The following is a 23,845-nucleotide window of genomic DNA, read 5'->3' on the forward strand; positions in this document are numbered from 1 at the left end:
CCGTCCGTTATTCGTTCGGCGTGGCGGTGCCGCCGGCATCGCCGACCGACCCGACCGAACCGTTGGCGTCACCGCCATCCTCAATACCATTCTCGCCTTCTTCCTCGGCGATGGTGGCGACGGACACCACGCGCTCATCCGCCCCCACGCGGAACAGCGTGACGCCCAGCGTCTTGCGGCCGGCAACCCGCACATCGTGCAGCGGCATGCGGATTACTTGGCCGCCGTTGGTGACCATCATCACCTGATGGTTCGATTCGACCGGGAAGGCGGCGACGATGGAGCCGTTGCGCTCGCCCATCTCCATGTTCCAGATGCCCTGGCCCCCGCGTCCGGCGGTGCGGTACTCGTAGGACGAGCTGCGCTTGCCATAGCCGCGGTCGGAGACGGTGAGAATATACTGCTCCTTCTGTTTCAGTTCTTCATATCGCTCCTGCGTCAGGGTGACGCTGTCCGTCGGCACCTCGTCCGCTTCCGGAGCGGCCTCGCCTTCCATCTCCAGCCCTTCATCGCGCTTCATCTTGAAGAAGGCGGCGCGTTCCTCGGGCGTGGCATCGACATGGGTCAGGATCGACAGCGACACCACCTCGTCCCCATCGGCCAGCTTGATGCCGCGGACACCGGTTGAGGTGCGGCCGGCGAAGACGCGCACATCGTCCACCGGGAAGCGGATGCACTTGCCACCGCGGGTCGCCAGCAGGACGTCGTCGGTTTCCGAGCAGGTGTGGACGCCGATCAGCCGCTCGCCTTCCTCCTCCAGCTTCATGGCGATCAGGCCGTTGGAGCGGATGTTGGCGAAGTCCGACATGCGGTTGCGGCGCACGTTGCCTTTCGACGTGGCGAAAACGACGTGCAGATCGGCCCAGGCGGCCTCGTCCTCCGGCAACGGCAGGACGGTGGTGATGGTCTCTCCGTCGATCAGCGGCAGCAGGTTGACGAAGGCCTTCCCGCGCGCCTGCGGGTTGCCCAGCGGCAGGCGGTAGACCTTCAGCTTGTAGACCATGCCGCGGTTCGAGAAGAGCAGCAGCGGCGTATGGGTGTTGGCGACGAACAGGTCGCTGACCGCGTCCTCCGCCTTCATCGACATGCCGGAACGGCCCTTGCCGCCGCGCTTCTGCGCGCGGTAGGTCGACAGCGGCACCCGCTTCACGTAACCGGACTGGCTGACGGTGACGACCATGTCCTCGCGCTGGATCAGGTCTTCGATGTCGGCTTCGAATTCCAGATCCTGGATTTCGGTGCGGCGCGGATTCCCAAACCGCTCCTTCATCTCCACCAGCTCGTCGCGCAGGATTCCCATCAGCTTCGGACGATTGGCCAGCGTGGCGAGGAAGTCGGCGATCTGGTCGGTGACGTCCTTCAGCTCGGCGCCGATCTTGTCGCGCTCCAACCCGGTCAGGCGGTGCAGGCGCAGATCAAGGATAGCGCGGGCCTGGACTTCGGACAGGCGATAGGTGCCCTGCGCGCTGACACCACGGCCCGGCTCGTCGATCAGCTCGATCAACGGGCCGACGTCATGGACCGGCCATTCGCGGTTCATCATCTCCTCGCGCGCCCAGACCGGATCGGGGGCGCTGCGGATCAACTCGATCATCGCATCCAGGTTGGCGACGGCGACCGCCAGACCGACCAAGGTGTGTGCCCGCTCGCGGGCCTTGCCCAGCAGGAACTCGGTCCGCCGGGTGATGACCTGCTCGCGGAAGCGGACGAACGCGGTGATAACGTTCAGGAGATTCATCAGCTCCGGACGGCCGCCGTTCAGCGCCAGCATATTGACGCCGAAGGAGGTCTGGAGTTGGGTGTGGCGGAACAGCTGCGCCAGCACGACATCCGGAACGGCATCGCGCTTCAGCTCGATCACCACGCGGACGCCGTCGCGGTCCGACTCGTCGCGCAGGTCGGCGATGCCTTCGATCGTCTTGTCGTTCACGACCTCGCCGATGCGTTCCATCAGCTTGGCCTTGTTGACCTGATAGGGGATCTCGGTCGCGACGATGGCGGTGCGATCCTTGCGCACCTCCTCGAAATGGGTCTTGGCGCGCAGGATGACCGAGCCCCGCCCGGTCTGGAGTGCCGCCCTGCTGCCCGAGCGGCCTAGGATCAGGCCGCCCGTCGGGAAATCGGGGCCGGGCACATGCTCCATTAGTTCGTCGAGCGTGACGTCGGGATTGTCGATGTAGGCGCAGCAGGCGTCGATCACCTCGCCCAGATTGTGGGTCGGGATGTTGGTCGCCATACCGACGGCGATGCCGCCGGCGCCGTTCACCAGCAGGTTCGGGAAACGGGCCGGCACGACGGTGGGCTCGCGGCCCGAATCGTCGTAGCTGGCCTGGAAGTCGATGGTGTCCTTGTCGATGTCGTCCAGCAGTGCTTCCGCCGCCTTGGCCAGACGCGCTTCGGTGTAGCGCATCGCCGCCGGCGGATCGCCGTCCATTGAACCGAAATTGCCCTGGCCGTCGATCAGCGGCAGGCGCATGGAGAAGTCCTGCGCCATGCGGACCATGGCATCGTAGATCGCACTGTCGCCGTGCGGGTGGTATTTACCCATCACGTCGCCGACGATGCGTGCCGACTTCTTATAGGGCTTGGTCGAGTCGTACCCGCCCTCCTTCATCGCGTAGAGGATGCGCCGGTGCACCGGCTTCAGCCCGTCGCGGACGTCGGGCAGGGCACGGCTCACGATCACGCTCATCGCGTAGTCGAGATACGATTTCCGCATCTCGTCTTCGATGTTGATCGGCGCGATGTCGGAGGCGGGAGGAAGGGGCGTATTGCTCAAGCGGACACTCATTTTTCGAAGGTGCCGCCGCTTGCGGATCCGCGGCAGTCACTGGCCTTGCGGGCCGAAGTTTAGCCGGGGAAATATAGCAACTCTCGCAATTGCACACAATGATTCGGGGCCAAAAAGGCCAGTTCAGTGCCGGCTCAAAAGCGCGAATCGCAGCGAGAGGATGGTGACGGATACCAGGCTGGCGATCAGGATTCCCTCGAACAGCCCATGCGCGCCGTGGCCGAGGCCGAAGACAAGGAAGGCCGACACCGGGATCATCACCACCGCGTAGGAGAAGAAGTGGAGTGCGGTCGGAATCCAGGCGTCGTGCCGGCCGCGCAGGGCGTTCGCCATCACCGTCTGGCCGCCGTCGGCGATCAGAATCCAGGCGGCGAAGGCGATCAGCGGCACCACCGCCTCCAGCAATTCCGGGTCGCCGGTATAGATGGCCCCCAGCGCCTCGGGCAGGCTGCGATAGAGGATGCCGACGCAGGCCAGAATGGCGCTGGTGACGCCGAGACCGGTCCAGCCGGCCAGCGCCATATCGCTGCGGTCGCCGCGGCCATAGGCCACGCCCACCCGTACCGCGGTCGCCGATGCCAGCCCGACTGCCGCCATGAAGGGCAGGGCGGTCAGGTTCAGCCCGACCGTGTAGGCACCCAATGCCAGCGGAGAGATCATGCCGGCGAACAGGCCGAGACCGCCGAAGGCTCCGCTCTCCACCCCGATGCTGAGCCCGGCGGCATAGCCCAGGTGACGCTGGCGCGCCGCCCCGCTCCACCAGTCGGCGACCGGCCGGCGCACCTGCCAGCGCTCATGGTCGTGCATCCACCAGACATAGGCGACCAGTCCCAACCCCATGCCCCAGCGCACGATGCTGGTGGCCCAGGCGGAACCAACGGCGCCGAGCGGCTCCAGCCCGACATGGCCCCACACCAGTGCCCAGGCGAGTGCGGCGTTGACGATGTTGCCGATCACCATGGCGACCATACCCGGCAGCGGGCGCTTGATGCCCTCCAGGAAGAAGCCGGTGGTGATGTACAGCATCATGCCCGGCGCGCCGAGGCCCAGCACCGCCAGCACATGGGCGCCGCCCGCCGCCATCTCTGCCGTCTGGCCGCCGGCCTGGAACAGCAGGTCGCCCAGCAGCGAGACCAGGGCGAACAACACCCCCAGCAACAATGCGTAAGGGACGGACCGCCGCCATGCCCGTCCACAGTCGGCGTCGTTGCCGGCACCGAAGGCGTGGGCGGTGATCATCACAGTGCCCATCAGCAGCCCGACGCCGGTACCGACCATGATGTTGCCGGGGAGGTGGGCCAGCCCGTAAAAGGCCAGTTCCTGGGCCGAGAAACGGCCGACTATGGCGGTGTCGACCGCCATCATCACCATCAGCCCGGCGCGGGAGACGATGACCGGCGCCGCCAGCCGCAGCAGCTCGCCGATATGGGTGACAAGGCGCGCGCGCAACGGCTCCGGGGCGGGCAGGGTGGCGGTGCTCATGATGAAGCCTGTGGTGGAAAAGGAGTGGTAGCGGCCGGTGCCGCGCCGCCGGACGGTAAGACTTGACCGGAAAGCGAGCAGACTGCGCAAAAGCCGGTCATTCTGCCCGGTGGGTGTACCGCGTCAAGGCTTTCGGGCGCCCCGAAAGGACGGTTGCATTCTCTGCATGGCAGCGAGGGCCTGTGTGGAACCAAGCCGCCGCCGACCCGTTGTCAGAAGCAGAGACGAGCGACGCACCTGATCGGAACCCCCAGCCCCAGACCGGAGAGACACCATGCAGCACGCCAAGAACCGCCGGCAGCGCGCCACCGCCCGTGCCATCCCGTTCCCCGCGCGCGAAGTGGTGATCCTGACATTCCTGATGGCGCTGGCCGCCATGCTGACCGGTTGCAACACGGTCGAAGGAGCCGGGCAGGACGTCCGGGCCGGGGGCCGGGCGATTGAACGGACGGTCGACTGAGGCGTTACACCAGGGCACAGCCTAGAGAGGAGTTCCCGCATGAGCGATCAGCAGAAGCCGTCCACTCCCGGAGAGATTCCGCCGCCGTCGAATCCGAATCCGCCGCAGCCTGACCGGCCGACGACGCCCGATCCCTATCCGGTACCCGACAATCCCGGCATCCTGCCGGAAGTCCCCCCGCCGGCTGACGAGCCGATGCCGGGCATGCCCAATCCGACGACGGCGTGATGGCGGCGTGATGGCGGCGGTGTGATGCGCTAACCGGGGGAGGGGCTTTCCCGTGATTGCCCCTCTTCACCACCCGTAAGCTTACCGCCGCAGATCCCGGTCCAGATTTGGTTCCGCCCGGTCGCCGTTCAGGCGGGCGCGGTAGACCTGGACGGCCTCCAGCACGCGCTGGACATAGTTGCGGGTCTCGGAGATTGGGATCAGCTCGATCCAGTCGACCACGTCGACGGTTCCGCTACGCGGATCGCCATAGGTCTGGAGCCACTGGCTCACGCGGTTCGGGCCGGCATTGTAGCCGGCGATGGCCAGTACCCAAGAGCCGTTGAACCGGTCGATCAGATCAGCCAGATAGGACGAACCGAGGGTAACGTTATAGCCGGGGTCGGAGGTCAGCCGGGCATTTGTGTGCTTCAGCCCCAGCTTTCCCGCCACCTGCTGTGCCGTTGCCGGCATCAGCTGCATCAGCCCGCGCGCACCGGCGGACGACACGATGGCGGGATTGAAGGTGCTCTCCTGGCGGATGATGCCGTGGATCAGGGCCAGTTCTGGTGCCGCTGGCCGGGAGTCGATCATCGGATAGCCGGCCTCGACCAGGAACACCTCGTTCTGGGCGGCATCCTTGGCGGCGGCGACGGCCAGATCGCGGCGGCCGACGTCGCTCGCCAGCCGGGCGGCCAGCACATAGTCGGCTGGCGTCTTGGCATCCAGGCTGACGCGGCGGACGAAGCCGGTCACCTGATCCGCTGCATTCCCGCCGATCTCGGCCAGCAGGCGGGCGACCCGCACCACTTCGCGCTTGTTGAAGGCGGCCGTTTCGGCGCTGGAGACCGTTGGCGGCGTCGGCAGGGTGACCGCCCCGCCGGAGACATGGCGGAACGCGAGCTGTCCATAGAAGGTGGTGGGGTAGGTCGCCGCCTTGGCGTACCAGTCGCGCGCCGGCCCTGTCTGCCCCAGCGCCTCCGCCGCCCGGCCGCACCAATAGGCGCCGCGCGCCTTGCTGATCGGAGCGGTGACGGACCGGTAGAGCTTGTGGAAATGGGTGAAGGCCTCCGACGGTTTATCGAGGAAGCGCAGCGCCAGGAAACCGGACAGGAACTCCGCATCGGCGAAAGCGCTGCCCTCGCTCATGCCGTTGGTGCTGACCAGCCGGTAGGCGAGATTGTAGTCGCCGCGCTCCATCGCCCGGCGGGCCAGCAGATGGCGTTCCGACCACCAGGATTGCGGACGGCCCAAATCGGTGCCGGCCTGGGCGATGATCTCCAGGGCACCGGCATCGTTGCCCTTGCGCCGCAGATAACGGGCGCGGTCGTACATCAGGCCGGGATCGTTCAGCAGGCTGGGTGGCACGCGCGCCAGGGCCGCCTCCGCACCGGCGCTGTCGCCGTCCAGCGCGATGCGCGCCTCGATCAGCGTGTCGTATGCCTCATCGAAGAAAGGCAGCATCCGGCGGACCGGCGCCTCCTGCTTGGCCCACAGCAGCCGGTCGATGCGCGCCTTGTGGTCCTGCTGACGCAGATAAGGCGTATAGTGGGACAGGAAGGTCGCTTCCTCGTCAGCGGTGAAGGTGGCGTCGGCCCACTGCTTGCGGATCAGCGTGGTCGCGCGCTCCACGCTGCCGGTGGCGATCAGCGCGTCGGCATAGCGGACGAAGCCGTCGTTGGTCTGCGGCGGGCTCTGGCGGAACCACTCCACCACCTCGGCCGGCGGGATGTCGGGCATCGCCATTTCCGCCTGACGGCGCAATGCCCCCATGTTTGGCCAGTCCGGATTCTCGCGGATGAAGGTGGTGATGTCGCTGAAGCTGCCGCCCCCGGGATTGGCGAGCGCGATCCAGCGCAGAACCTTCGCCGGTAGCGGGTCCTGGGCGCGGGAGGCTGCCGCCAGCGCTTCGGCCAGCCGCTCGTCGTCGGCGAGCTTGAAAGCCTCGCGGTAGATGGCGATGTCCTGCGGGCTCAGCGCCGCGGCGGGAAGGGCGCCGGGAAGTGCCGCGAAAAGGGTGAGGAGACCCGCGAAAACAGAGGTCCGGGCGCTCTTGCCGAGGGCGGCGGGGAGGGATAATGTGCGCAACTCTTTTTTCCAGCTAAGCCGACTGAGGAGGCAGCCATGTTCCACGGTTCCATTGTCGCCCTTCTGACTCCGTTCAAGGGCGGGAAAGTGGACGAGAAGGCCTTCCAGTCCTTCGTGGAGTGGCAGGTCGCCCAGGGGACGCACGGTCTGGTGCCCTGCGGCACCACGGGCGAGTCGCCGACCCTGTCCCACGAAGAACACAACCGCGTCGTGGAGCTTTGCATCGAGGCTGCCGGCGGCAAGGTGCCGGTGATGGCCGGCAGCGGCTCCAACTCGACCGACGAAGCCATCGCCCTGACCCGCCACGCCAGACAAGCGGGCGCGCAGGCGGCGCTCGTGGTCACGCCCTACTACAACAAGCCGTCTCAAGAGGGTCTGTACCAGCATTTCAAGGCGATCCATGACGCGGCGGATTTGCCGATCTTCATTTACAACATTCCGGGCCGCAGTGTCGTGGATATGTCTGTGGCGACGATGGCCCGGCTTGCAAAGCTGCCCAACATCGTCGGCGTGAAGGATGCGACCGCCGACCTGTCCCGCCCGTCCCGCCTGCTGCAGGAGGTCGGCCCCGACTTCATCCAGCTGTCGGGCGAGGATGCCACGGCGCTGGCCTTCAACGCGCAGGGTGGGGTGGGTTGCATCTCCGTCACCGCGAACATCGCGCCGGCGCTGTGCTCTGCCATGCAGACCGCCTGGGCGAAGGGTGACCTGAAGGAGGCCTTCCGCCTGCGCGACGTGCTGTCGCCGCTGCACGACTCGATGTTCGTCGAGACCAGCCCGGCCCCGGTGAAGTTCGCCGCCAGCCTGCTTGGTCTCGGCACTGACGAGGTGCGCCTGCCGCTGGTTCCGGCATCCGACACCGCCCGCGCCGCCGTGCGCGCGGCCATGACCAAAGCCGGCCTGCTGTCCTGACGGGCAGCGGGTCCGCAAGGAGAGAGATTTGGCGACGCGCGAGGAAGCAAAAAAATACGCGGCGCAGAACCGCCGCGCGCGGTTCGACTTCTTCATCGATGATGTCCTCGAAGCCGGGATCATGCTGACCGGGTCCGAGGTGAAGTCGCTGCGCGGCGGCCGCGCCAGTGTGAACGAGGCCTATGCCGGCCTGAAGGGCGGGGAGCTGTACCTGTTCAACGCGTACATCCCCGAATATCTCCAAGCCGGCCGCATCGATCAGCACGAGCCGAAGCGTCCGCGCAAGCTGCTGGTCCGCCGCCGCGAGCTGGACAAGCTCGCGGCCGGCATCAAGCAGAAGGGCGTCACACTGGTGCCGATGTCGGTCTATTTCAACGATCGCGGCTATGCCAAGGTCGAGATCGGTCTCGCCACCGGCAAGAAGAAGCACGACAAGCGCGAGAGCGAGAAGGAGCGCAGCTGGCAGCGCGACAAGGCGCGGCTGATGCGAGACAAGGGTTAATTCGTTGGCACGTCTCGATAATCGGGCCACGGACCGCGACCAGACGGTCGCCGCTGTGGCCGCCGAAGCCCTGTCTGAAATCCGGCCGCAGGGCCGGATTCTCGTTGCGTTCGACAGCGATGGCGCCATCGCCGACGCGCTCCGCGACGGCGGGGCGGACGTGGTGGTGTGGAATCGTCTTGCCATGGCTGGGCAGGCCGCCACGCCCTGGCCTGCCGAAGGGCCGTTCGACGGCGCCGTGTTGCGCCTGCCGCGCGGCTGGGCCGGGTTCGAAATGGCGCTGCATGCGCTGGCCTCGCGCCTTGCCCCCGGTGCCCCGCTATGGATCGCCGGCGGCAACGACGAAGGGGTGACCAGCGCGCCCAAGCATCTGGACGGTCTAGCGGAAGAGCCGGAAACGCTGATCATCAAGCGGCGTGCCCGGCTGCTGCTGACCCGCCGTACCGGCGCGCCAGCCAAGGGGGCGCTGGAGGACTGGCGACAGACCGTCACCCTGACACTGCCGGACCAGACGCTGGACCTGGTGTCCTATCCTGGCCTGTTCGCCCACGGCCATCTGGATGCCGGCACCGAATGCCTGCTGAAGGTTCTGCCGGAGGTCGCGGCCGGCACCCGCGTGCTGGATTTCGGCTGCGGCGCCGGGGTGATCGCCCGCGCCGTGCGCGAGCGCCGGCCCGACGCGCCGCTGACCCTGTTGGACATCGACGCGGTGGCCCTGCATGCCGCCCGCCAGAATGTGCCGGACGCCGAACTGGTGCTGAGCGACGGCTTGGCCGGGCTCGGCACCCGTGAACGCTTCGGCCTGATCCTGTCCAATCCGCCGCTTCATCGTGGCAAGGACGAGGATTTCGGCATGCTCGACGCGCTGGTGGCGGGCACGAAGCAGTATCTGAAGCTGCGTGGCACGCTGGTGGCCGTTACCCAGCGGACGGCCGGGGTGGGCAAGCTGTTCAAGACCGCCTTCGGGCACAGCGACATGCTGATGGAGACCACGCAGTTCCAGGTCTGGGCGGGCACGCCGAAGTAGCTGACGCAGTGGGGAGACGTCGACGAGCGACGACTCCCCACCTCGACTTCACACATTCACTCCCCGCATTCCCTCCGCCGTGTAGCGGTCCCCCGCAGCCACTCCCGGCGGCAGCGCATCACTCAGCGCCTTCACCTCCGCCTCGGTAAGAGCAACCACCGCCGCACCCACATTTTCCTCCAGATACTTGATCCGCTTGGTCCCTGGGATCGGCAGGATGTCCGGCCCCTGCGCCAGTAGCCAGGCCAGCGCCACCTGACCCGGCGTGCAGCCCTTCTGCGCCGCCAGTGTCTTCACCTGCTCCACCAGCGCGAGATTGTGGTCAAAATTGTCCCCGGCGAAGCGGGGCGCGATGCGGCGGAAGTCGTTCTCGGCGAATTGGTCGGGGCTGCTGACCGCACCGGTCAGCATGCCACGGCCGAGTGGGGCGTAGGCGACCAGCGAGATGCCCAGTTCGCGGCAAGCCGGCAAAACTGCAGCTTCCACGTCGCGTGTCCACAGCGAATACTCGCTCTGCACCGCGGCGATGGGGTGGACGGCATGGGCGCGGCGCAGGGTGCCGGCCGACACCTCCGACAGGCCGAGCGTACGAACCTTCCCCGCCTTCACCAGATCGGCCATGGCGCCAACCGTCTCTTCCACCGGGATTTCCGGGTTCAGGCGGTGGGCGTAGTAGAGGTCGATGGTCTCCACACCCAGCCGTTTCAGCGAGGCGTCGCAGGCCTGCCGCACATAAGCCGGGCTGGTATCGACCCGGCGGGCATACTCACCGGGCTGGCGAACGATGCCGAACTTGGTGGCGACTGTTACTCGGCCGCGCTTGCCGTCCAGGAAGCGGGCGAGCAGCGACTCGTTGTGGCCGCTGCCGTACATGTCGGCGGTGTCGTAATGGGTGACGCCAAGCTCCAATGCCCGCTCCAGCGTAGCGAGCGACTGGGCGTCGTCGGTGGGGCCGTAGAACTCCGACATGCCCATGCAGCCGAGGCCGATTTCGGAAACCGAGAGAATGCCGCCGATGTTGCGCTGTTTCATCGCTTTACCCCTCCCGTGCCGCGGCCGGGCGGATTACCCTGGTAGCCTGCGGCAACAAATACACTACACTGTGCAGTGTACTTAGAGGGTGGAGAATGTCAACGTCTCAGGCGGGGTCTCACGCTGGAGGTGCCGCGCGCGGCTCGGTCAAGCGGGATGCGGTGGTGGAGGCGGCGACCCGCGCCTTCCTGACCCATGGCTACGAGGCATCGTCGATGGACGCCATCGCCGCCGACGCCAACGTGTCGAAGCGCACTGTCTACAACCACTTCCCCGGCAAGCGGGAGCTGTTCCAGGCCGTGGTATCCGGCCTGTACGAGGGCTTCCGCAGCGAGGATGGCCAGAGCCTGCTGCGCCATGACCGACCGCCGGAGCAGGCTCTTCCGGCCTTCCTGCGATCCCTGCTGGTCCATACGGGCCGGCCGGAGGTGCGCGGCCTGCTGCGCCTCGTGATCGCCGAGCATCAGCGCTTCCCCGAACTGTCGCAGGACTATCTGGAGGGCGGAAAGAGCCAGGCCTACGCGTTGCTGGACGACTATATCGCCGCGCAGCATGTGCGCGGCCGGCTGAATGCGCCGGACCCGCATGTGGTGGCGACACAATTGCTAGGTGGCATGAAGGAGGTGCTGTTCTGGCCGACCATGCTCGGCCTGCCGGTCACCGCCGACCCGGAGCGGGTGATCGCCGACTCGGTCGCAGCGCTGCTTCGCGCCTACGGCACCGCGCCGGTCAGCGTCCCCGCAAGTCCGACGGATTGACGCCCACCGCCGCCCGGATGCGGCGGGCGAAGTGGGAGCGGTTGGCATAGCCGCAGGCTTCCGCAGCCTCTTGCACGCTCAGCCCTTCGCCTTCCAGCAGGGCGCGGGCATGGGCCACCCGCTCCTCCGTCAGGATGCTGCGGACGGAGCAGCCCTCCTCGGTCAGGCGCCGGCGCAGCGTGCCGGTGCTGAGGTTGAGCGCACCGGCCACGCGCTCGGCCGTCCAGGGGATGTCCGGCTGGGTGCGCAGCAACTGACGCACCGCGTCGGCTGTCCCGGTCGGCGCCACCGGACCCAGCCACCAGACGCCGTCCTCAAGCAGGGCCAGCAGCACCTCCATGCAGCGATGCTCCGCCAGCTTGGCAGGCAGCGGCGGATCGGCGGTCAGGCCGCCGGCGGCATGGTGGATGGCATCCGTCATGGCCGGCGTCAGGGTGACATGCCAGTCGCCCGGTCGGGTGCGTTGGGTCAGTCCCTCGGTCCCATGGGCACGCAGAAGCCGCCGCACCATCTCCGCCGGGAATTCCAGCACCAGCGCTCGGTAGCGTCCACCGGCACTGGGGTCATTCACTACCGCACCGCACCAGCCCGGCGGCAGCAGCATGGCGCTGCCGGTCGGGAAGCGGCGGGTGGTGCCGGATTGGTCGGTCAGTTCCTTGGTGCCTTCCAGGACTGCGATCAATGCCGTGCGCTCGATCCGCACTTCCGCCAGCCGCTCGCGGTCATGGGCGACGAAGGCCCAAAGCTCCGGTCGATGTGGACGGTCACCGCCGTTGGGGCGCAGGTCGCGGGCGGCGAACCGGGACAGGCGGGCGAGCAGATCCGGACCCATGGCGTTCATCCTTTGGCCTTGGCAATATCCTAGAACCGGCAAGCGCGGGCGATCAACGGCCGTAGCGCGCCGTCAAAGTCGCCGTGCCCAGGCTGGCGGCGTTCAGGTTGAAGCCGACCATGGCGCCCGATGCTTCAGCCGGCAGCGGCAGGCTGTCGACCTTCAGCGCATGGACGGTCACGACATAGCGGTGCGGTTTGTCGCCCTGCGGCGGACAGGGGCCGCCATAACCGGGGGTGCCATAATCCGTGCGGCTCTGCACGGCACCGGCGGGCAGGTTGGGCTTCGCTGCATCGCCGGCTCCGGCGGGTAAGCTGCGGGTGTCGGCCGGCAGGTTGAACAGGACCCAATGCCACCAGCCGCTGCCGGTCGGCGCATCGGGATCGTAAATGGTGACGGCGAGGCTGCGCGTGCCGGCCGGCGGTGTCGACCAGTTCAGGGCTGGCGACTGGTTGCCGCCGGTGCAGCCGAAGCCGGCGAAGACATTGCGCGCAGGGATATGCGCCTTATCGGTGAAGTCGGGACTGTGCAGCTCGAACGCTGCAGCGGGGGAGGCTGCCAGCAGCAGGGTGGCCATCAGGGCCAGGCGGAAGGGGGATTTGGCAGGCATCAGGGGGGCTCCATCGATTGGGATACCCTGACGATAAAGGGCCGCGGATTGCTCCGCGGCCCCGGACGGCTCAAAGATGGTCCCGAACTGCTCAGCCCTGCTTCAGCAGCTTCGCCGCGTCCACCGCGCCGTAGGTCAGGATGGCGTCGCAGCCGGCGCGCTTGAAGCCCATCAGCGTTTCCAGCAGAGCCTTGTCGTAGTTCAGCCACCCGTTGGCCGACGCGGCACGGAGCATCGCGTATTCGCCCGATACGTGGTAGGCGAAGGTCGGGACCGCGAACTGGTCCTTTACCCGGCGGATGACGTCGAGATAGGGCAGGCCCGGCTTCACCATCACCATGTCGGCCCCCTCCTGCAGGTCGCAGGCGACTTCGCGCAGGGCTTCGTCGGTGTTGGCGGGGTCCATCTGGTAGGTGGTCTTGTCGCCCTTCAGGAAGCCGCCGGAATTCACCGCGTCGCGGAACGGTCCGTAGAAGGCGGAGGCATACTTAGCCGCATAGGAACAGACGCGGGTCAGTTGATAGCCCTCGGCGTCCAGCTTGTCGCGGATAGCGCCGATGCGGCCGTCCATCATGTCGGACGGGGCGACGATGTCGACACCGGCTTCCGCCTGCGACAGCGCCTGGCGGATCAGCACCTCGACCGTCTCGTCATTCTGGATATAGCCATCGCGCAGCAGGCCGTCATGGCCATGGATGGTGTAGGGGTCGAGCGCCACGTCGCCCAGAATGCCGACATCGGGGGTGGCGGCTTTCACCGCGCGGATGGCGCGGTTCATCAGGTTTTCGGGATTGTAGGCCTCCGCCGCATCCTCCGATTTGCCCTCGGAACCGACGACCGGAAACAGCGCGATGCAGGGAATGCCCAGCGATCCGGCCTGTGCCACCGCCTCGCAGAGCAGGTCAATGGTCATGCGCTCCACGCCCGGCATGGAGGCGACGGGTTCCCGCTGGTTCTCGCCCTCGATCACGAAGACCGGCCAGATCAGGTCGTCGACGGTCAGCATGTTCTCGGCGACCAGACGGCGGGTCCAGGCGTCGGCGCGGTTGCGGCGCAGACGGGTACGCGGGAAAGCGGCAGGCAGGGTGATCGGCATCGGGGGGAACCATGCACTTAGAACGAGTGCGGCGATCCTACGCCTTCCCTCCTGGTGAACTCAAGCCGCGGCGCCCGATCCAGTTCTTTGGGACCGGGCCGGCTGCCTTGCGCAGCTCTCATGACCCGCCGCTGGCGTTCCCGCTTGCATGTCGGGCAACCTGGTCCCATCGGGCGGCCAGCGGATCGGCAGTGGCGAGGTCGCTGCCGACGGGCCGGAAGCCGGTGTCCTGGGCCTGAAGCGTCCAGCGGTTGCCTTCCTTGCGGTAACCGGACACCAGCCCGCCGGTGAAGGCGGCACCCTCCCAGGACCGCACTTCGAAGGTTACGGTGGGATGGGCGACGGTGATCAGGTTGTAGGCGTTCGCCTCATTCCGCAAGCGGGTGGATGTGGCGGTGGAGGCCTGGGCAACCAGGATGGAGCGGGCAACCTGGGTGTGGAAGCTCATGATGTCGCCGGAATAGGCCTTGTGCAGATGGCCGGCAAGCAGCAGATCGACACCGCAGCTTTCCAGTGCCGGCAGGGCCAGCTTGTGGCGGCCGACCAGCTGGGTCTTCGGCAGGTCGGGCGGCGGCAGGAAGGGGTGGTGGGTGAACAGCACCTTGAACATGGTGTCCGGCATACCGCAGAAGACCTCGCGTACCCGGGCGATCTGCCTCTTGTTCATCCGGCCTTCGGAAAAATCCACGATGACCGGGCGGGCGGTGTTGATGCCAAGCACCGCGATCTCGTCGTCGATGTGCAGCGGGCTGAAATCGCTGCTGATATAGCGCCGGTAATGGCCGAACGGGTCGGTGAAGCGCTTGAACACGTTGTAAACCGGAATGTCATGATTTCCCGGTACAGCCATGTAAGGAAAGGGCAATTTCTGAAGGAAGGCCCGCGCTTCCTCGAAGTGTCGTACTTTCGCCCGCTGCACGAAGTCGCCGGAGATGACGATCAGGTCGGGAGCCTGTGCTGTCAGGTCAGCCAGCAGACCGTCCACCACGCGCTGGTCGATCCGCCCGAAATGCAGGTCGGAAATGTGAGCAAGCCGTTTCACGCCATCTTCATCCTTTCTCTCAGCTAGGGGCCAGAACCTTCAATGCACCGGGGAGAATCCGATAATGCAGTGGGGCATGCAGCTTCCGGATCTCGCCATCGTTGACCATCTTCAGGTGGTGCCTTCGGCTGTGGACCGTCAGGCTGGTCACCGCATAGGTCTCCAGCCCCTCGTCCTGCTTCCAGGAACCGGCAACCAGCCGTCCCATCAACCGCAGCATCGCCAAGGCGTTCCGTTCGCGGGCCACATACACGCCGAGTTTTCCGGCATCGAGCGCCTCTCGTGTCAGGACGAGACCAAATCCGTCGTCATAAACATTGTTGGAGACCACCAGGATCGGCGTGCGCATCCGCCGCGGACCCTCGCCCCAGTCCAGCCGCACATCCAGCATGGGCAGCCGGTACAGCGTCTTGGCCAGGGCGATGGCGGCACCAGGCCATTTCAGCAACCGGTGCTGCTTGCGCTGGCGTTCGCGTTCCTGGACGACCTGCGGATAGAAGCCGAGGACGGAGCTGTTGGTGTAGGGCTCCCCATTCACCTCAGCGATATCGATCGCTCGGACCCGCCCGGCGGCCAGCGCTTCCGCCGCTTCCTCAAGCTCAAGCGGAATATGAAGATCACGGGCCAGTAGGTTGAGAGTACCGAGAGGAATCACGCCAAGCGTCTTGGACTTCGGCAGCGCCAGCTTCACCGCGCTATGCAGCGTGCCGTCGCCACCGCCGACCACCACCGTCTCCGCATCGGAGTCCAGCACGCGCTGGATCGTATCGGTGCATTGCGCGCCGTCGACAGTGTGCAGGTCCACGGTGGCGCCATGCCGCTCGAACGCCGCACGGATGGCCGCCTCCGCGCGGCCGATGGGGCGGTCGACCAGCGAGCCAGCTTGGCGGTTCAGGATGATTCCGACCTTCATGGGCAACCCGGCAGGATGTGGAGCGGCATCGGCATCTGACTTTTCCTGAGCAGTCGAATTGGGGTTCGCCTTCAGATGAGAGCGTGAGCGCAACGGTCCAAGAGGGGGGATGTTCCTGGTTGGCTTGCGCGGACCGTGAGGGATGAACATCCGGATCCGTATGGTTGATTTGACAGTGCCGCAGGGTCCCGTATCATCGCTGGCGGTTGCTCCTGTCTCCCTGACGCACAGCGGGGCTGGCGAGGACAGCCCGCCACCGCCCGATTCGCAACGATAATTGAGAAAACACAAGACGATGAGCGACGCTGCTGAGATTCTGTTCGAACGTCGGGGCGCCATCGGCCTCGTCACGCTCAACCGGCCCAAGGCGCTGAACGCGCTTACACTGGGGATGATCAGGCTGTTCGATCCGCAGCTGCGGGCCTGGAACGCCGATCCGGAGGTCAAGGCGGTCGTGATTCGGGGTGCCGGCGAAAAGGCCTTCTGTGCCGGCGGTGACGTTGTCAGCCTGTATGAGGCCGGCAAGGCCGCGAAGGAGGGGCATGGCGACACGGGACCGGTCCGCGCCTTCTTCAGCGAGGAATATGTGTTGAACCGGATGATCAAGCGCCTGTCGAAGCCCTACATTGCGCTGATCGACGGCATTTCCATGGGCGGCGGTGTCGGCCTGTCGGTGCACGGCACCCATCGCGTCGTCACGGAGCGCACGCTGTTCGCCATGCCGGAGACTGGCATCGGCCTCTATCCCGATGTCGGCGGTACCTATTTCCTGCCGCGTCTGCCAGGTCAGGTCGGTATCTGGCTGGGCCTGACCGGTGATCGGTTGAAGGCTGCCGACCTGCTGGCCATCGGTGCAGCCGACGTCTTCGTGCCGAGCGCGAAGATTGATGCGCTCATCGACGATCTGGCCGCAGGCATCCCGGCGGACGAGGCGGTCGCAGTCCATCGCGGCAAGGCGGGGGAGGCGGCTGTAACCGCGACTCGCGCGGCGGTCGACCGCTGCTATGCCTTCGACAGCGTCGAGTCCATCGTCAAGGCTCTGGAGGCCGAGGGGACCGAATGGGCGGCCGGCCAGCTTGCCACCCTGCGCCGGGTGTCGCCGACCAGCCTCAAGGTGACGCTGGCTGCCCTCCGCCGCGGGGCCAAGCTGGATTTCGAAGGCTGCATGGTGCAGGAACTGCGCCTCAGCCTCGCCTGCTTGGCCGGCGACGATTTCTACGAGGGTATCCGTGCCGTCCTGGTCGACAAGGACAAGAACCCGAGATGGAAGCCGGCGGAACTGGCTGACGTCGGCCCGTCCGACGTCGAGCGGCACTTCGCCGAACCGGCCGACGGCGATCTTGTGTTCCGGGACTGAGAACATTGCCATCCGCAAGGGCATGGTCGCGTGGCCATGCCTTTTTGCTTATGACGGGGTAACGCCCGGCAGAAGAGCTTTCCCTTGGGGCACTCGGCGAAAGGGACCTGTACAGACGGGTTGTGCCAGACTTTTTCTGGAATTATTAGGATGATTGCCGACGAATGATCGGCTAATCTCGCTTTAAGGTCCCGGTATCGTCCTTGCGCGGGGAACGGCCGGTTAGAGCCAAAGGAGACCGCGGTGCGCAAACCCTATTACGAGAGCATTCTGTTGATCGAGCGGCTTCACCGCCACTTTCTTGAAGTGCTCAAGACTGAGTTGGACCGGCTTGGCATCCAGGACATCAATAACGTCCAGAGCCTGATCCTGTACAACATCGGCGAAGACGAGATGACGGTCGGTGAACTGACCGCGCGCGGTTACTATCTGGGCTCCAACGTCTCCTATAACGTCAAGAAGATGGTCGAGAACGGCTATCTCGGTCAGGAACGCTCTCCGCACGACCGCCGCTCGGTCCGTGTCCGCCTGTCGGAGAAGGGGCTGGATCTGCGCGAGAAGATCAGCGTCATGTTCGAACGTCATCTGACCGCCTTGGAAAAGGCCGGTTTCAGCGACGAGGAACTGACCAAGGCAAACGAGACTCTGCGCAAGCTGGAACGCTTCTGGTCGGCATCGCTCGACTACAGCGGCTTTCCGATGACCTCCGCGGCCTGATCGGCCGATTTTGCGACGGCCCCCGCGGTTCCGGCTCCCGCGGGCGGCATCGGGTTCAAGCTTCCCAATTTCGGTCCCATTTCAGGCGGGCTGATAGTCCCGGCGTCAAGGGTGGGTAGGGAAGCATGACCGAAAAACGAGCCGGCACCCTCATCATCAATTCCTCAGCCTTATTGCGCCTGGCCTGAACCCATCAGCGTCTTCGCGTGTTGTCGTGGATTGGCCTTCGCGCGGTGGCATCGCCGTGCCGAAGCGATCCCGGCAATGGGCTGCGCATGTCTTATACCGTCATGATGGTGGGGGTGGGGTTCCTGATCCTGTTGGTGGCTTGGCTGCCGATGGTGCTGAAGGAGTTGCCGCTTTCCCTGCCGATCATCTGCGTCGGCCTGGGCTTTGCGGTATTCGGGGCGCTGGAACTGGAAAACCCTGAACCGCTGGCTTTCCCGGAAGCGACGGAACGGCTGACTGAACTGATCGTCATCATCTCCCTGATGGGGGCGGGCCTGAAGCTGGACCGCCGCATCGGCTGGCGGCGCTGGATCATCACATGGCGTCTGCTGGGCATCACCATGCCGCTGTCGATCCTGATGATCGCGCTGATCGGCTGGTACTGGCTTGATTTTCCTTTGCCGGCTTCGATCCTGCTGGGGGCGGCGCTGGCGCCGACCGATCCGGTCCTTGCCTCCGACATCCAGGTCGGCCCGCCGCAATCAGGGGAGGAGGACGAGATCCGTTTCAGCCTGACTTCCGAAGCCGGGCTGAATGATGGGCTGGCCTTCCCCTTCGTCCATCTCGCCATCGGTGTTGCGCTGTTGAACGGCAACCCGCCCTGGGATCTGCTGGAACATTGGGTTCTGCTGGACGTGGTGTGGAAGCTGGCCGCCGGAGTCGGGGTGGGCTGGCTGGTGGGCCGGCTTCTCGGCTATGTCACCTTCCGGGTGCCGAACCGGGCCAACCTGTCGCGAACCGGTGACGGCTTCGTGTCGCTCGGCATCACGATGGTCGCCTATGGCCTGACGGAACTTGCCAGTGGCTATGGATTCGTCGCCGTCTTCGTTGCCGCACTGGCCCTGCGCGATGCGGAACGCAACAGCGAGTACCACGAGCGCCTGCACGACTTCGTCGAACAGACCGAGCGGCTGATGATGATGGTGATGCTGGTGTTGTTTGGCGGGACCCTGGCGCATGGGCTGATCGACGCGCTGTCCTGGAGCGCGGTGGGGGCCGCGGCGGCCATCCTGCTTCTGGTGCGGCCGGTTGCCGGGGTGATTGGGCTGACAGGTGTGGCGATGCCGTTGGGCGAGAAGCTGGCCATCGGCTTTTTCGGCATCCGCGGCATGGGCAGCATCTATTACATCGCCTACGCGCTGAACGCGGCGGAGTTCGACGTGCCGAATGCGCTGTGGGCGGTCGCCGGCTTGATCGTGCTGCTCTCGATTCTCGTTCACGGCACCACGGTGACGCCGATCATGCGGCGGATCGATCGGCGCCGGCAGGTCGTGGACCCGTTGCCGGATGCCTCCATACACCGCCGAATGGAAAAAGCCGATGTCTAGGTCGACCCTTGATGAAAATTGTTTGTGAAGCTGAAATTCAGCTTTCCGCACAAGGTGATGCGCCTGCATAGTGGATCGGAAGGGACGGCGTCGACGGCCTGACGGTTTCCAATGAAACCAATTGAGCAGGCCGACACGACCGTCCGGGAGCCGCCGGACGAGCCGATCCGCAAGATCCGATCCGGATGCGCGCCCGCAACATGCGCAACGCAACGCTGAGGGGGAGGAATTCACGCATGATCGCACGTCTTTTGGCCGGTGCCGCCCTGGCTGCCTTGACGATTGGTGTTCTGTCCACCGGGCCTGCCGCGGCCCAGCAGGGCAAGCTGTCCGGCGACATGGTCAAGATCGGTGTGCTGAATGACCGCTCGGGCCTCTATGCCGATCTTGGCGGCGAGGGGTCGGTCATTGCCGCCCGCATGGCGGCCGAGGAGTTCGGCAACAAGATCCTGGGCAAGCCCATCGAGATCATTTCCGCCGACCACCAGAACAAACCCGACATCGGCGCCAATCTCGCCCGCCAGTGGATCGACCAGGATGGCGTCGACGTGATCGTTGACGTGCCGAATTCGGGCGTCGCGCTTGCCGTGCAGGAGGTGACGAAGGAGAAGAAGAAGATCTTCCTGATGGAAGGTCCGGCCACCTCCCGCCTGACCGGCGACGCCTGCTCCCCCACCGGCTTCCACTGGCCCTACGACACCCATGCGCTGGCGGTCGGCACCGGTCAGGCAATGGTGAAGGAAGGCGGCGACAGCTGGTTCTTCATCACCGCCGACTATGCCTTTGGCCACCAGTTGGAGGCCGACACCTCGGTCGAGGTGAAGAAGGCCGGCGGCAAGGTCGTCGGTTCGGTGAAGGCGCCGCTGAACACCGCCGACTTCTCCTCCTTCCTGCTGCAGGCCCAGGCGTCGGGCGCCAAGATCGTCGGCCTCGCCAATGCGGGCGGCGATACCATCACCTCGATCAAGCAGGCCTCCGAATTCGGCCTGACGCAGAGCGGGCAGCAGAAGCTCGCCGGCCTGCTGATCTTCCTGTCGGACGTGCATGCGCTGGGTCTTCAAGTTGCCCAGGATCTGGTGCTGACCACCGGATTCTACTGGGACCGCGATGACGAATCGCGAGCCTGGTCCAAGAAGTTCTTCGACCGCTACGGCAAGATGCCGACCATGGTGCAGGCCGGCAGTTATTCCGCTGTCCGTCATTATCTGAAAGCGATCGAGGCCGCCGGGACCGATGACGGGCCGACCGTCGCCGCCAAGATGAAGGAGATGCCGGTCAACGACATGTTCGCCAAGAACGGCACGATTCTGCCCAACGGCCGCATGGTCCACGACATGTATCTGGCCCGCGTGAAGAAGCCGTCGGAGTCCAAGGGGGCCTGGGACTATTACCAGATCCTGCGCACCATTCCCGGCAAGGAAGCCTTTGCCAGCTTCGAGGAAAGCGGCTGCAAGCTGCCGAAGTGATGAACCGGCGGCACGAGCCGTGACGTGACGGAGCGGCATTCCCGGACGTAGCGATTCCTTGAACGGGCGCTACGGCCGGGATGCCGTCGTGGAGAGCGACGCTCATGATGGGAACGATTTTCGGCATTCCACCCCAGGCGCTGTTCGGCCAGCTCCTGCTGGGGTTGATCAACGGATCGTTTTACGCGCTGCTTAGTCTTGGGCTGGCGGTGATCTTCGGCATGTTGAACGTCATCAACTTCGCCCATGGCGCGCTTTACATGATGGGAGCCTTCGTCGCCTGGCTGATGCTGACTCAGCTTGGTATCGGTTACTGGTGGGCGTTGCTGCTGTCGCCGCTGATCGTCGGGCTGTTCGGGGTGGTGCTGGAAAAGACGCTGCTGTCGCGGCTCTACAAGCTGGACCATCTCTATGGCCTGCTGCTGACCTTCGGGCTGGCGCTGATCGTCGAGGGGGCGTTCCGCCACCAGTATGGCGTCTCCGGCCAGCCCTATCCGATCCCCGATGCGCTGAAGGGCGGGCAGAATCTCGGCTTCATGTTCCTGCCCAATTACCGCGGCTGGGTGGTGGTGGCCTCTCTGGTCGTCTGCATCAGCACCTGGATCGCGATCGAAAAGACCAAATTGGGTGCGTATCTGCGTGCGGCGACGGAGAACCCGGTTCTGGTGCAGGCCTTCGGTATCAACGTACCGCGGATGATAACCCTGACCTATGCCTTCGGCGTGGCGCTGGCCGGTCTGGCCGGTGTGCTGGCGGCACCGATCTATCAGGTATCTCCGCTGATGGGATCGAACCTGATCATCGTGGTGTTTGCGGTGGTAGTGATCGGTGGCATGGGATCGATTCTGGGCGCCGTGCTGACCGGCTATGGGCTTGGCCTGCTGGAAGGGCTGACCAAGGTGTTTTACCCCGAGGCCTCCAATATCGTGGTGTTCGTCATCATGGTGGTGGTGCTGATGATCAAGCCCGCCGGTCTGTTTGGACGTGAGAGGTAAGCGCATGAGCCTTCATTCGCAGAGCAGCGGCCGCGCATCGGCAAAGGCCGCCCAAGCATCGGCGACGGGGCCGACCGCAACCAGGATCGGCGCGCTGGTGGCGCTGGCCGCCCTGCTGGCGGTGCCCTTCCTGCTCTATCCTGTCTTTCTGATGAAGGTGCTGTGCTTTGCGCTGTTCGCCTGCGCTTTCAATCTACTGATCGGGTTCGGTGGTCTCCTGAGTTTCGGCCACGCTGCCTTCTTCGGCAGCGCCGCCTATGTCACCGCCCATACGGTTAAGGTTTGGGGGCTGCCGCCAGAACTGGGGATCCTGCTGGGCACCGCAGCCTCGGCCCTCCTCGGCATCCTGTTCGGCAGTATCGCCATCCGTCGGCAGGGCATCTATTTCGCAATGATCACGCTGGCGCTGAGTCAGATGGTGTTCTTCCTCGCTTTGCAATTGCCCTTCACCCATGGTGAGGACGGCATCCAGGCGGTGCCGCGCGGTGTGTTGTTCGGAGTCTTCGACCTGAACAACCCGCTGGCGATGTACTACACGGTGCTGGGCGTTTTCCTGATCGGCTTCGCCATCATCTGGCGGACGGTGCATTCGCCATTCGGACAGGTTTTGAAGGCGATCCGCGAAAATGAGCCGCGCGCCATTTCGCTGGGGTACCGTACCGACCGTTACAAGCTGCTGGCCTTCGTTCTGTCGGCGTCGCTCGCCGGGCTGGCCGGCGGCACCAAGGCGATCGTCTTCCAACTGGCGACGCTGACCGATGTGACTTGGCAGATGTCGGGCGAGGTGGTGCTGATGACGCTGCTGGGCGGCATGGGTACGCTGACCGGGCCGGTGATCGGTGCTGCCCTTGTGGTGACGCTGGAGAATTATCTGGCGGCGACCAGCTTGCCGGTGCCGGTGGTGATCGGCTGTATCTTCGTCGCCTGTGTTCTTGTTTTCCGCCGCGGCATTGCGGGGGAAATCCAAGCGCGTCTTGGAAAGAAGAGCCGGGAAAGCTAAGATACCGGACGATAAAGTGGCAGATATTTTAAGAATTATTTCGTGCAGAAGACAGTATGGTTTCAAAATACCACATACCTCGAAAGAAGGGGTGTGGTGCTATTATTTTGCGTCCTGGAACGTTCTGCTTGCCGGGTGTTATAGGACTAAACTCGTTCGGCGGTGCAGCAAAATGGCCGACGCGAGATTTGGGAAGAGGCGTCCTCCCGGACGAACGTATTCGAGGAGCATCCCGCATGGCTATGGACAAGGACATCACGACCGGTGTGCGTGAGCCCGCCGACCGGGCAAAGGGCACGGTTGAGGAGATGACGCGCGCCGGCGAGGCCACCACCCGCCGCGCCGCCGATGCCGCACGCTCCATCGGTGGGGCCGCGGCTGAAACCGGGATTCATACTGCCGAGAGCGGTCTGGATGCCGGCCAGAAGGCGATGGGTGCCGGTGCCGACATGACCCGCCGCGGCACCGAAGCTGCCAACTCCGTGATGGGCTCCGCGACCGACGTTGCCGGCCGCACGACGGAACAGCTTCAACGCGTGCTGGGTCTGTCCAAGGAAGCACAGGGTGAGGTCGCCAGCCAGACCCGCGAGACGATGGACGTCATGGTCCAATGCGGCAGCGTGCTTGTCGACGGTCTGCAGAACGCCTGGCGCGAGTGGCTGGGACTGGCGCAGGATGTCGCGTCGCGCAACGCGGAGGGCGTGAACGCCCTGATGCGCAGCCGGAGCGTCCCCGACTTTTACGCGGCGCAGAGCCGTATGCTGAAGGACAACATGCAACTGGTCCTCAGCCGAAGCGTCAAGATCTCCGAGCTGTCGGCGAGCACCGCCAACACTGCCATCGGTAAGCTGAACGCTCGCCTGGAAGGCGCCGCCCAGCAGACGGAGCGCCGGTTCTGACCACCGCGCAACCGATGACGATCCGTCATCGATAACGAACGGTCTCCATCCTGACTGAACCCCGGCCCGCAGGGGCCGGGGTTTTTCTGTGTCCGATGGCTGC

Annotated in this window: 22 protein-coding genes; 13 read left to right on the forward strand and 9 right to left on the reverse strand. The window is 65.4% G+C overall.

Translation table 11 applies throughout. The annotated features are described in order from the left end of the window. Nucleotides 1-7: 7 nt before the first annotated feature. Together gyrA and J2848_RS03400 are read right to left on the reverse strand one after the other, a co-directional pair. Entirely contained in the window at nt 8-2,779 is a 2,772-nt protein-coding gene (gyrA, locus tag J2848_RS03395; RefSeq protein ID WP_149233603.1) for a DNA gyrase subunit A, read from the reverse strand. A gap of 135 nt (nt 2,780-2,914) precedes the next feature. Next, nucleotides 2,915-4,273 (reverse strand): MATE family efflux transporter, encoded by a 1,359-nt coding sequence (locus J2848_RS03400; RefSeq protein WP_149233602.1) that lies wholly within the window; start codon nt 4,271-4,273, stop codon nt 2,915-2,917. Between the two features lie 274 nt (nt 4,274-4,547). Between J2848_RS03400 and J2848_RS03405 the strand changes: the two genes are divergently transcribed. Together J2848_RS03405 and J2848_RS03410 are read left to right on the forward strand one after the other, a co-directional pair. Then, nucleotides 4,548-4,733: an entericidin A/B family lipoprotein gene (locus tag J2848_RS03405; RefSeq protein WP_211103259.1), complete on the forward strand. Its 186-nt coding sequence runs from the start codon at nt 4,548-4,550 to the stop codon at nt 4,731-4,733. A gap of 39 nt (nt 4,734-4,772) precedes the next feature. Then, entirely contained in the window at nt 4,773-4,961 is a 189-nt protein-coding gene (locus tag J2848_RS03410) for a hypothetical protein (RefSeq protein ID WP_149233601.1), read from the forward strand. Between the two features lie 81 nt (nt 4,962-5,042). Here J2848_RS03410 and J2848_RS03415 read toward each other — a convergent pair whose 3' ends face one another. Next, complete coding sequence (locus J2848_RS03415) at nt 5,043-7,028, reverse strand: lytic transglycosylase domain-containing protein (protein WP_246194121.1); 1,986 nt, start codon at nt 7,026-7,028, stop codon at nt 5,043-5,045. A gap of 36 nt (nt 7,029-7,064) precedes the next feature. Between J2848_RS03415 and dapA the strand changes: the two genes are divergently transcribed. Genes dapA through J2848_RS03430 form a run of 3 tightly spaced genes read left to right on the forward strand, consistent with a single transcriptional unit; the run spans nt 7,065 to nt 9,469 of the window. Further along, the gene (gene dapA / locus J2848_RS03420) at nt 7,065-7,940 is read left to right on the forward strand and encodes a 4-hydroxy-tetrahydrodipicolinate synthase (RefSeq protein ID WP_149233599.1); all 876 of its coding nucleotides are present in this window, start codon (nt 7,065-7,067) and stop codon (nt 7,938-7,940) included. 28 nt (nt 7,941-7,968) lie between these two features. After that, nucleotides 7,969-8,442, forward strand: a complete 474-nt coding sequence (gene smpB / locus J2848_RS03425) for an SsrA-binding protein SmpB (RefSeq protein WP_042704640.1) — start codon at nt 7,969-7,971, stop codon at nt 8,440-8,442. Nucleotides 8,443-8,446: 4 nt separating this feature from the next. Further along, nucleotides 8,447-9,469: a class I SAM-dependent methyltransferase gene (locus J2848_RS03430; RefSeq protein WP_149233598.1), complete on the forward strand. Its 1,023-nt coding sequence runs from the start codon at nt 8,447-8,449 to the stop codon at nt 9,467-9,469. A gap of 48 nt (nt 9,470-9,517) precedes the next feature. On the opposite strand, the gene J2848_RS03435 is transcribed toward J2848_RS03430, so the two are convergent. Continuing rightward, nucleotides 9,518-10,501: an aldo/keto reductase gene (locus tag J2848_RS03435; protein WP_149233597.1), complete on the reverse strand. Its 984-nt coding sequence runs from the start codon at nt 10,499-10,501 to the stop codon at nt 9,518-9,520. A gap of 95 nt (nt 10,502-10,596) precedes the next feature. Between J2848_RS03435 and J2848_RS03440 the strand changes: the two genes are divergently transcribed. Further along, the gene (locus tag J2848_RS03440; RefSeq protein WP_149233596.1) at nt 10,597-11,259 is read left to right on the forward strand and encodes a TetR/AcrR family transcriptional regulator; all 663 of its coding nucleotides are present in this window, start codon (nt 10,597-10,599) and stop codon (nt 11,257-11,259) included. Here J2848_RS03440 and J2848_RS03445 read toward each other — a convergent pair. The 5 genes from J2848_RS03445 to J2848_RS03465 form a co-directional block, all read right to left on the reverse strand. Next, a complete protein-coding gene (locus tag J2848_RS03445; protein WP_149233595.1) occupies nt 11,231-12,091 on the reverse strand; it encodes a helix-turn-helix transcriptional regulator in 861 nt (286 codons plus the stop codon). The two genes, J2848_RS03440 and J2848_RS03445, sit on opposite strands and share 29 nt — an antisense overlap. Nucleotides 12,092-12,143: 52 nt before the next feature. Then, a complete protein-coding gene (locus J2848_RS03450; RefSeq protein WP_149233594.1) occupies nt 12,144-12,701 on the reverse strand; it encodes a YbhB/YbcL family Raf kinase inhibitor-like protein in 558 nt (185 codons plus the stop codon). Between the two features lie 91 nt (nt 12,702-12,792). Further along, the gene (gene hemB, locus J2848_RS03455; RefSeq protein WP_149233593.1) at nt 12,793-13,797 is read right to left on the reverse strand and encodes a porphobilinogen synthase; all 1,005 of its coding nucleotides are present in this window, start codon (nt 13,795-13,797) and stop codon (nt 12,793-12,795) included. Nucleotides 13,798-13,915: 118 nt separating this feature from the next. Then, nucleotides 13,916-14,839: a metallophosphoesterase family protein gene (locus J2848_RS03460; RefSeq protein WP_149233592.1), complete on the reverse strand. Its 924-nt coding sequence runs from the start codon at nt 14,837-14,839 to the stop codon at nt 13,916-13,918. Between the two features lie 19 nt (nt 14,840-14,858). Continuing rightward, nucleotides 14,859-15,752: a diacylglycerol/lipid kinase family protein gene (locus J2848_RS03465; RefSeq protein ID WP_149233591.1), complete on the reverse strand. Its 894-nt coding sequence runs from the start codon at nt 15,750-15,752 to the stop codon at nt 14,859-14,861. Between the two features lie 295 nt (nt 15,753-16,047). Here J2848_RS03465 and J2848_RS03470 point away from each other — a divergent pair, with 295 nt between their 5' ends. From J2848_RS03470 to J2848_RS03500, 7 genes are all read left to right on the forward strand, one after another. Continuing rightward, a complete protein-coding gene (locus J2848_RS03470) occupies nt 16,048-17,109 on the forward strand; it encodes an enoyl-CoA hydratase/isomerase family protein (protein WP_149233590.1) in 1,062 nt (353 codons plus the stop codon). Between the two features lie 243 nt (nt 17,110-17,352). Beyond that, on the forward strand, nt 17,353-17,826 hold the full coding sequence (locus tag J2848_RS03475; RefSeq protein WP_045580172.1) for a MarR family winged helix-turn-helix transcriptional regulator: 474 nt from the start codon (nt 17,353-17,355) through the stop codon (nt 17,824-17,826). A gap of 275 nt (nt 17,827-18,101) precedes the next feature. Continuing rightward, the gene (locus J2848_RS03480; RefSeq protein ID WP_149233589.1) at nt 18,102-19,382 is read left to right on the forward strand and encodes a cation:proton antiporter; all 1,281 of its coding nucleotides are present in this window, start codon (nt 18,102-18,104) and stop codon (nt 19,380-19,382) included. A 236-nt stretch (nt 19,383-19,618) separates the two neighbouring features. Then, nucleotides 19,619-20,848: an ABC transporter substrate-binding protein gene (locus tag J2848_RS03485; protein WP_149233588.1), complete on the forward strand. Its 1,230-nt coding sequence runs from the start codon at nt 19,619-19,621 to the stop codon at nt 20,846-20,848. Between the two features lie 107 nt (nt 20,849-20,955). After that, nucleotides 20,956-21,843 carry a branched-chain amino acid ABC transporter permease gene (locus J2848_RS03490; protein WP_149233707.1) on the forward strand — a complete coding sequence of 296 codons (888 nt, stop codon included), beginning with the start codon at nt 20,956-20,958 and terminating at the stop codon, nt 21,841-21,843. 4 nt (nt 21,844-21,847) lie between these two features. Beyond that, on the forward strand, nt 21,848-22,843 hold the full coding sequence (locus J2848_RS03495) for a branched-chain amino acid ABC transporter permease (RefSeq protein WP_149233587.1): 996 nt from the start codon (nt 21,848-21,850) through the stop codon (nt 22,841-22,843). Between the two features lie 236 nt (nt 22,844-23,079). Beyond that, on the forward strand, nt 23,080-23,742 hold the full coding sequence (locus J2848_RS03500) for a phasin family protein (RefSeq protein ID WP_149233586.1): 663 nt from the start codon (nt 23,080-23,082) through the stop codon (nt 23,740-23,742). Nucleotides 23,743-23,845: the final 103 nt, after the last annotated feature.

The sequence above is a fragment of the Azospirillum lipoferum genome (genome assembly GCF_024170005.1).
GTDB lineage: Bacteria > Pseudomonadota > Alphaproteobacteria > Azospirillales > Azospirillaceae > Azospirillum > Azospirillum lipoferum.

Excerpts from the sequence above, each read along its gene's own strand:
- J2848_RS03400 (WP_149233602.1), bottom strand. The coding sequence starts at position 4,273 with ATGAGCACCGCCACCCTGCCCGCCCCGGAGCCGTTGCGCGCGCGCCTT.
- J2848_RS03405 (WP_211103259.1), top strand. The coding sequence starts at position 4,548 with ATGCAGCACGCCAAGAACCGCCGGCAGCGCGCCACCGCCCGTGCCATC.
- J2848_RS03410 (WP_149233601.1), top strand. The coding sequence starts at position 4,773 with ATGAGCGATCAGCAGAAGCCGTCCACTCCCGGAGAGATTCCGCCGCCG.
- dapA (WP_149233599.1), top strand. The coding sequence starts at position 7,065 with ATGTTCCACGGTTCCATTGTCGCCCTTCTGACTCCGTTCAAGGGCGGG.
- J2848_RS03435 (WP_149233597.1), bottom strand. The coding sequence starts at position 10,501 with ATGAAACAGCGCAACATCGGCGGCATTCTCTCGGTTTCCGAAATCGGC.
- J2848_RS03440 (WP_149233596.1), top strand. The coding sequence starts at position 10,597 with ATGTCAACGTCTCAGGCGGGGTCTCACGCTGGAGGTGCCGCGCGCGGC.
- J2848_RS03445 (WP_149233595.1), bottom strand. The coding sequence starts at position 12,091 with ATGGGTCCGGATCTGCTCGCCCGCCTGTCCCGGTTCGCCGCCCGCGAC.
- J2848_RS03450 (WP_149233594.1), bottom strand. The coding sequence starts at position 12,701 with ATGCCTGCCAAATCCCCCTTCCGCCTGGCCCTGATGGCCACCCTGCTG.
- hemB (WP_149233593.1), bottom strand. The coding sequence starts at position 13,797 with ATGCCGATCACCCTGCCTGCCGCTTTCCCGCGTACCCGTCTGCGCCGC.
- J2848_RS03465 (WP_149233591.1), bottom strand. The coding sequence starts at position 15,752 with ATGAAGGTCGGAATCATCCTGAACCGCCAAGCTGGCTCGCTGGTCGAC.
- J2848_RS03470 (WP_149233590.1), top strand. The coding sequence starts at position 16,048 with ATGAGCGACGCTGCTGAGATTCTGTTCGAACGTCGGGGCGCCATCGGC.
- J2848_RS03480 (WP_149233589.1), top strand. The coding sequence starts at position 18,102 with ATGTCTTATACCGTCATGATGGTGGGGGTGGGGTTCCTGATCCTGTTG.
- J2848_RS03485 (WP_149233588.1), top strand. The coding sequence starts at position 19,619 with ATGATCGCACGTCTTTTGGCCGGTGCCGCCCTGGCTGCCTTGACGATT.
- J2848_RS03490 (WP_149233707.1), top strand. The coding sequence starts at position 20,956 with ATGGGAACGATTTTCGGCATTCCACCCCAGGCGCTGTTCGGCCAGCTC.
- J2848_RS03495 (WP_149233587.1), top strand. The coding sequence starts at position 21,848 with ATGAGCCTTCATTCGCAGAGCAGCGGCCGCGCATCGGCAAAGGCCGCC.
- J2848_RS03500 (WP_149233586.1), top strand. The coding sequence starts at position 23,080 with ATGGCTATGGACAAGGACATCACGACCGGTGTGCGTGAGCCCGCCGAC.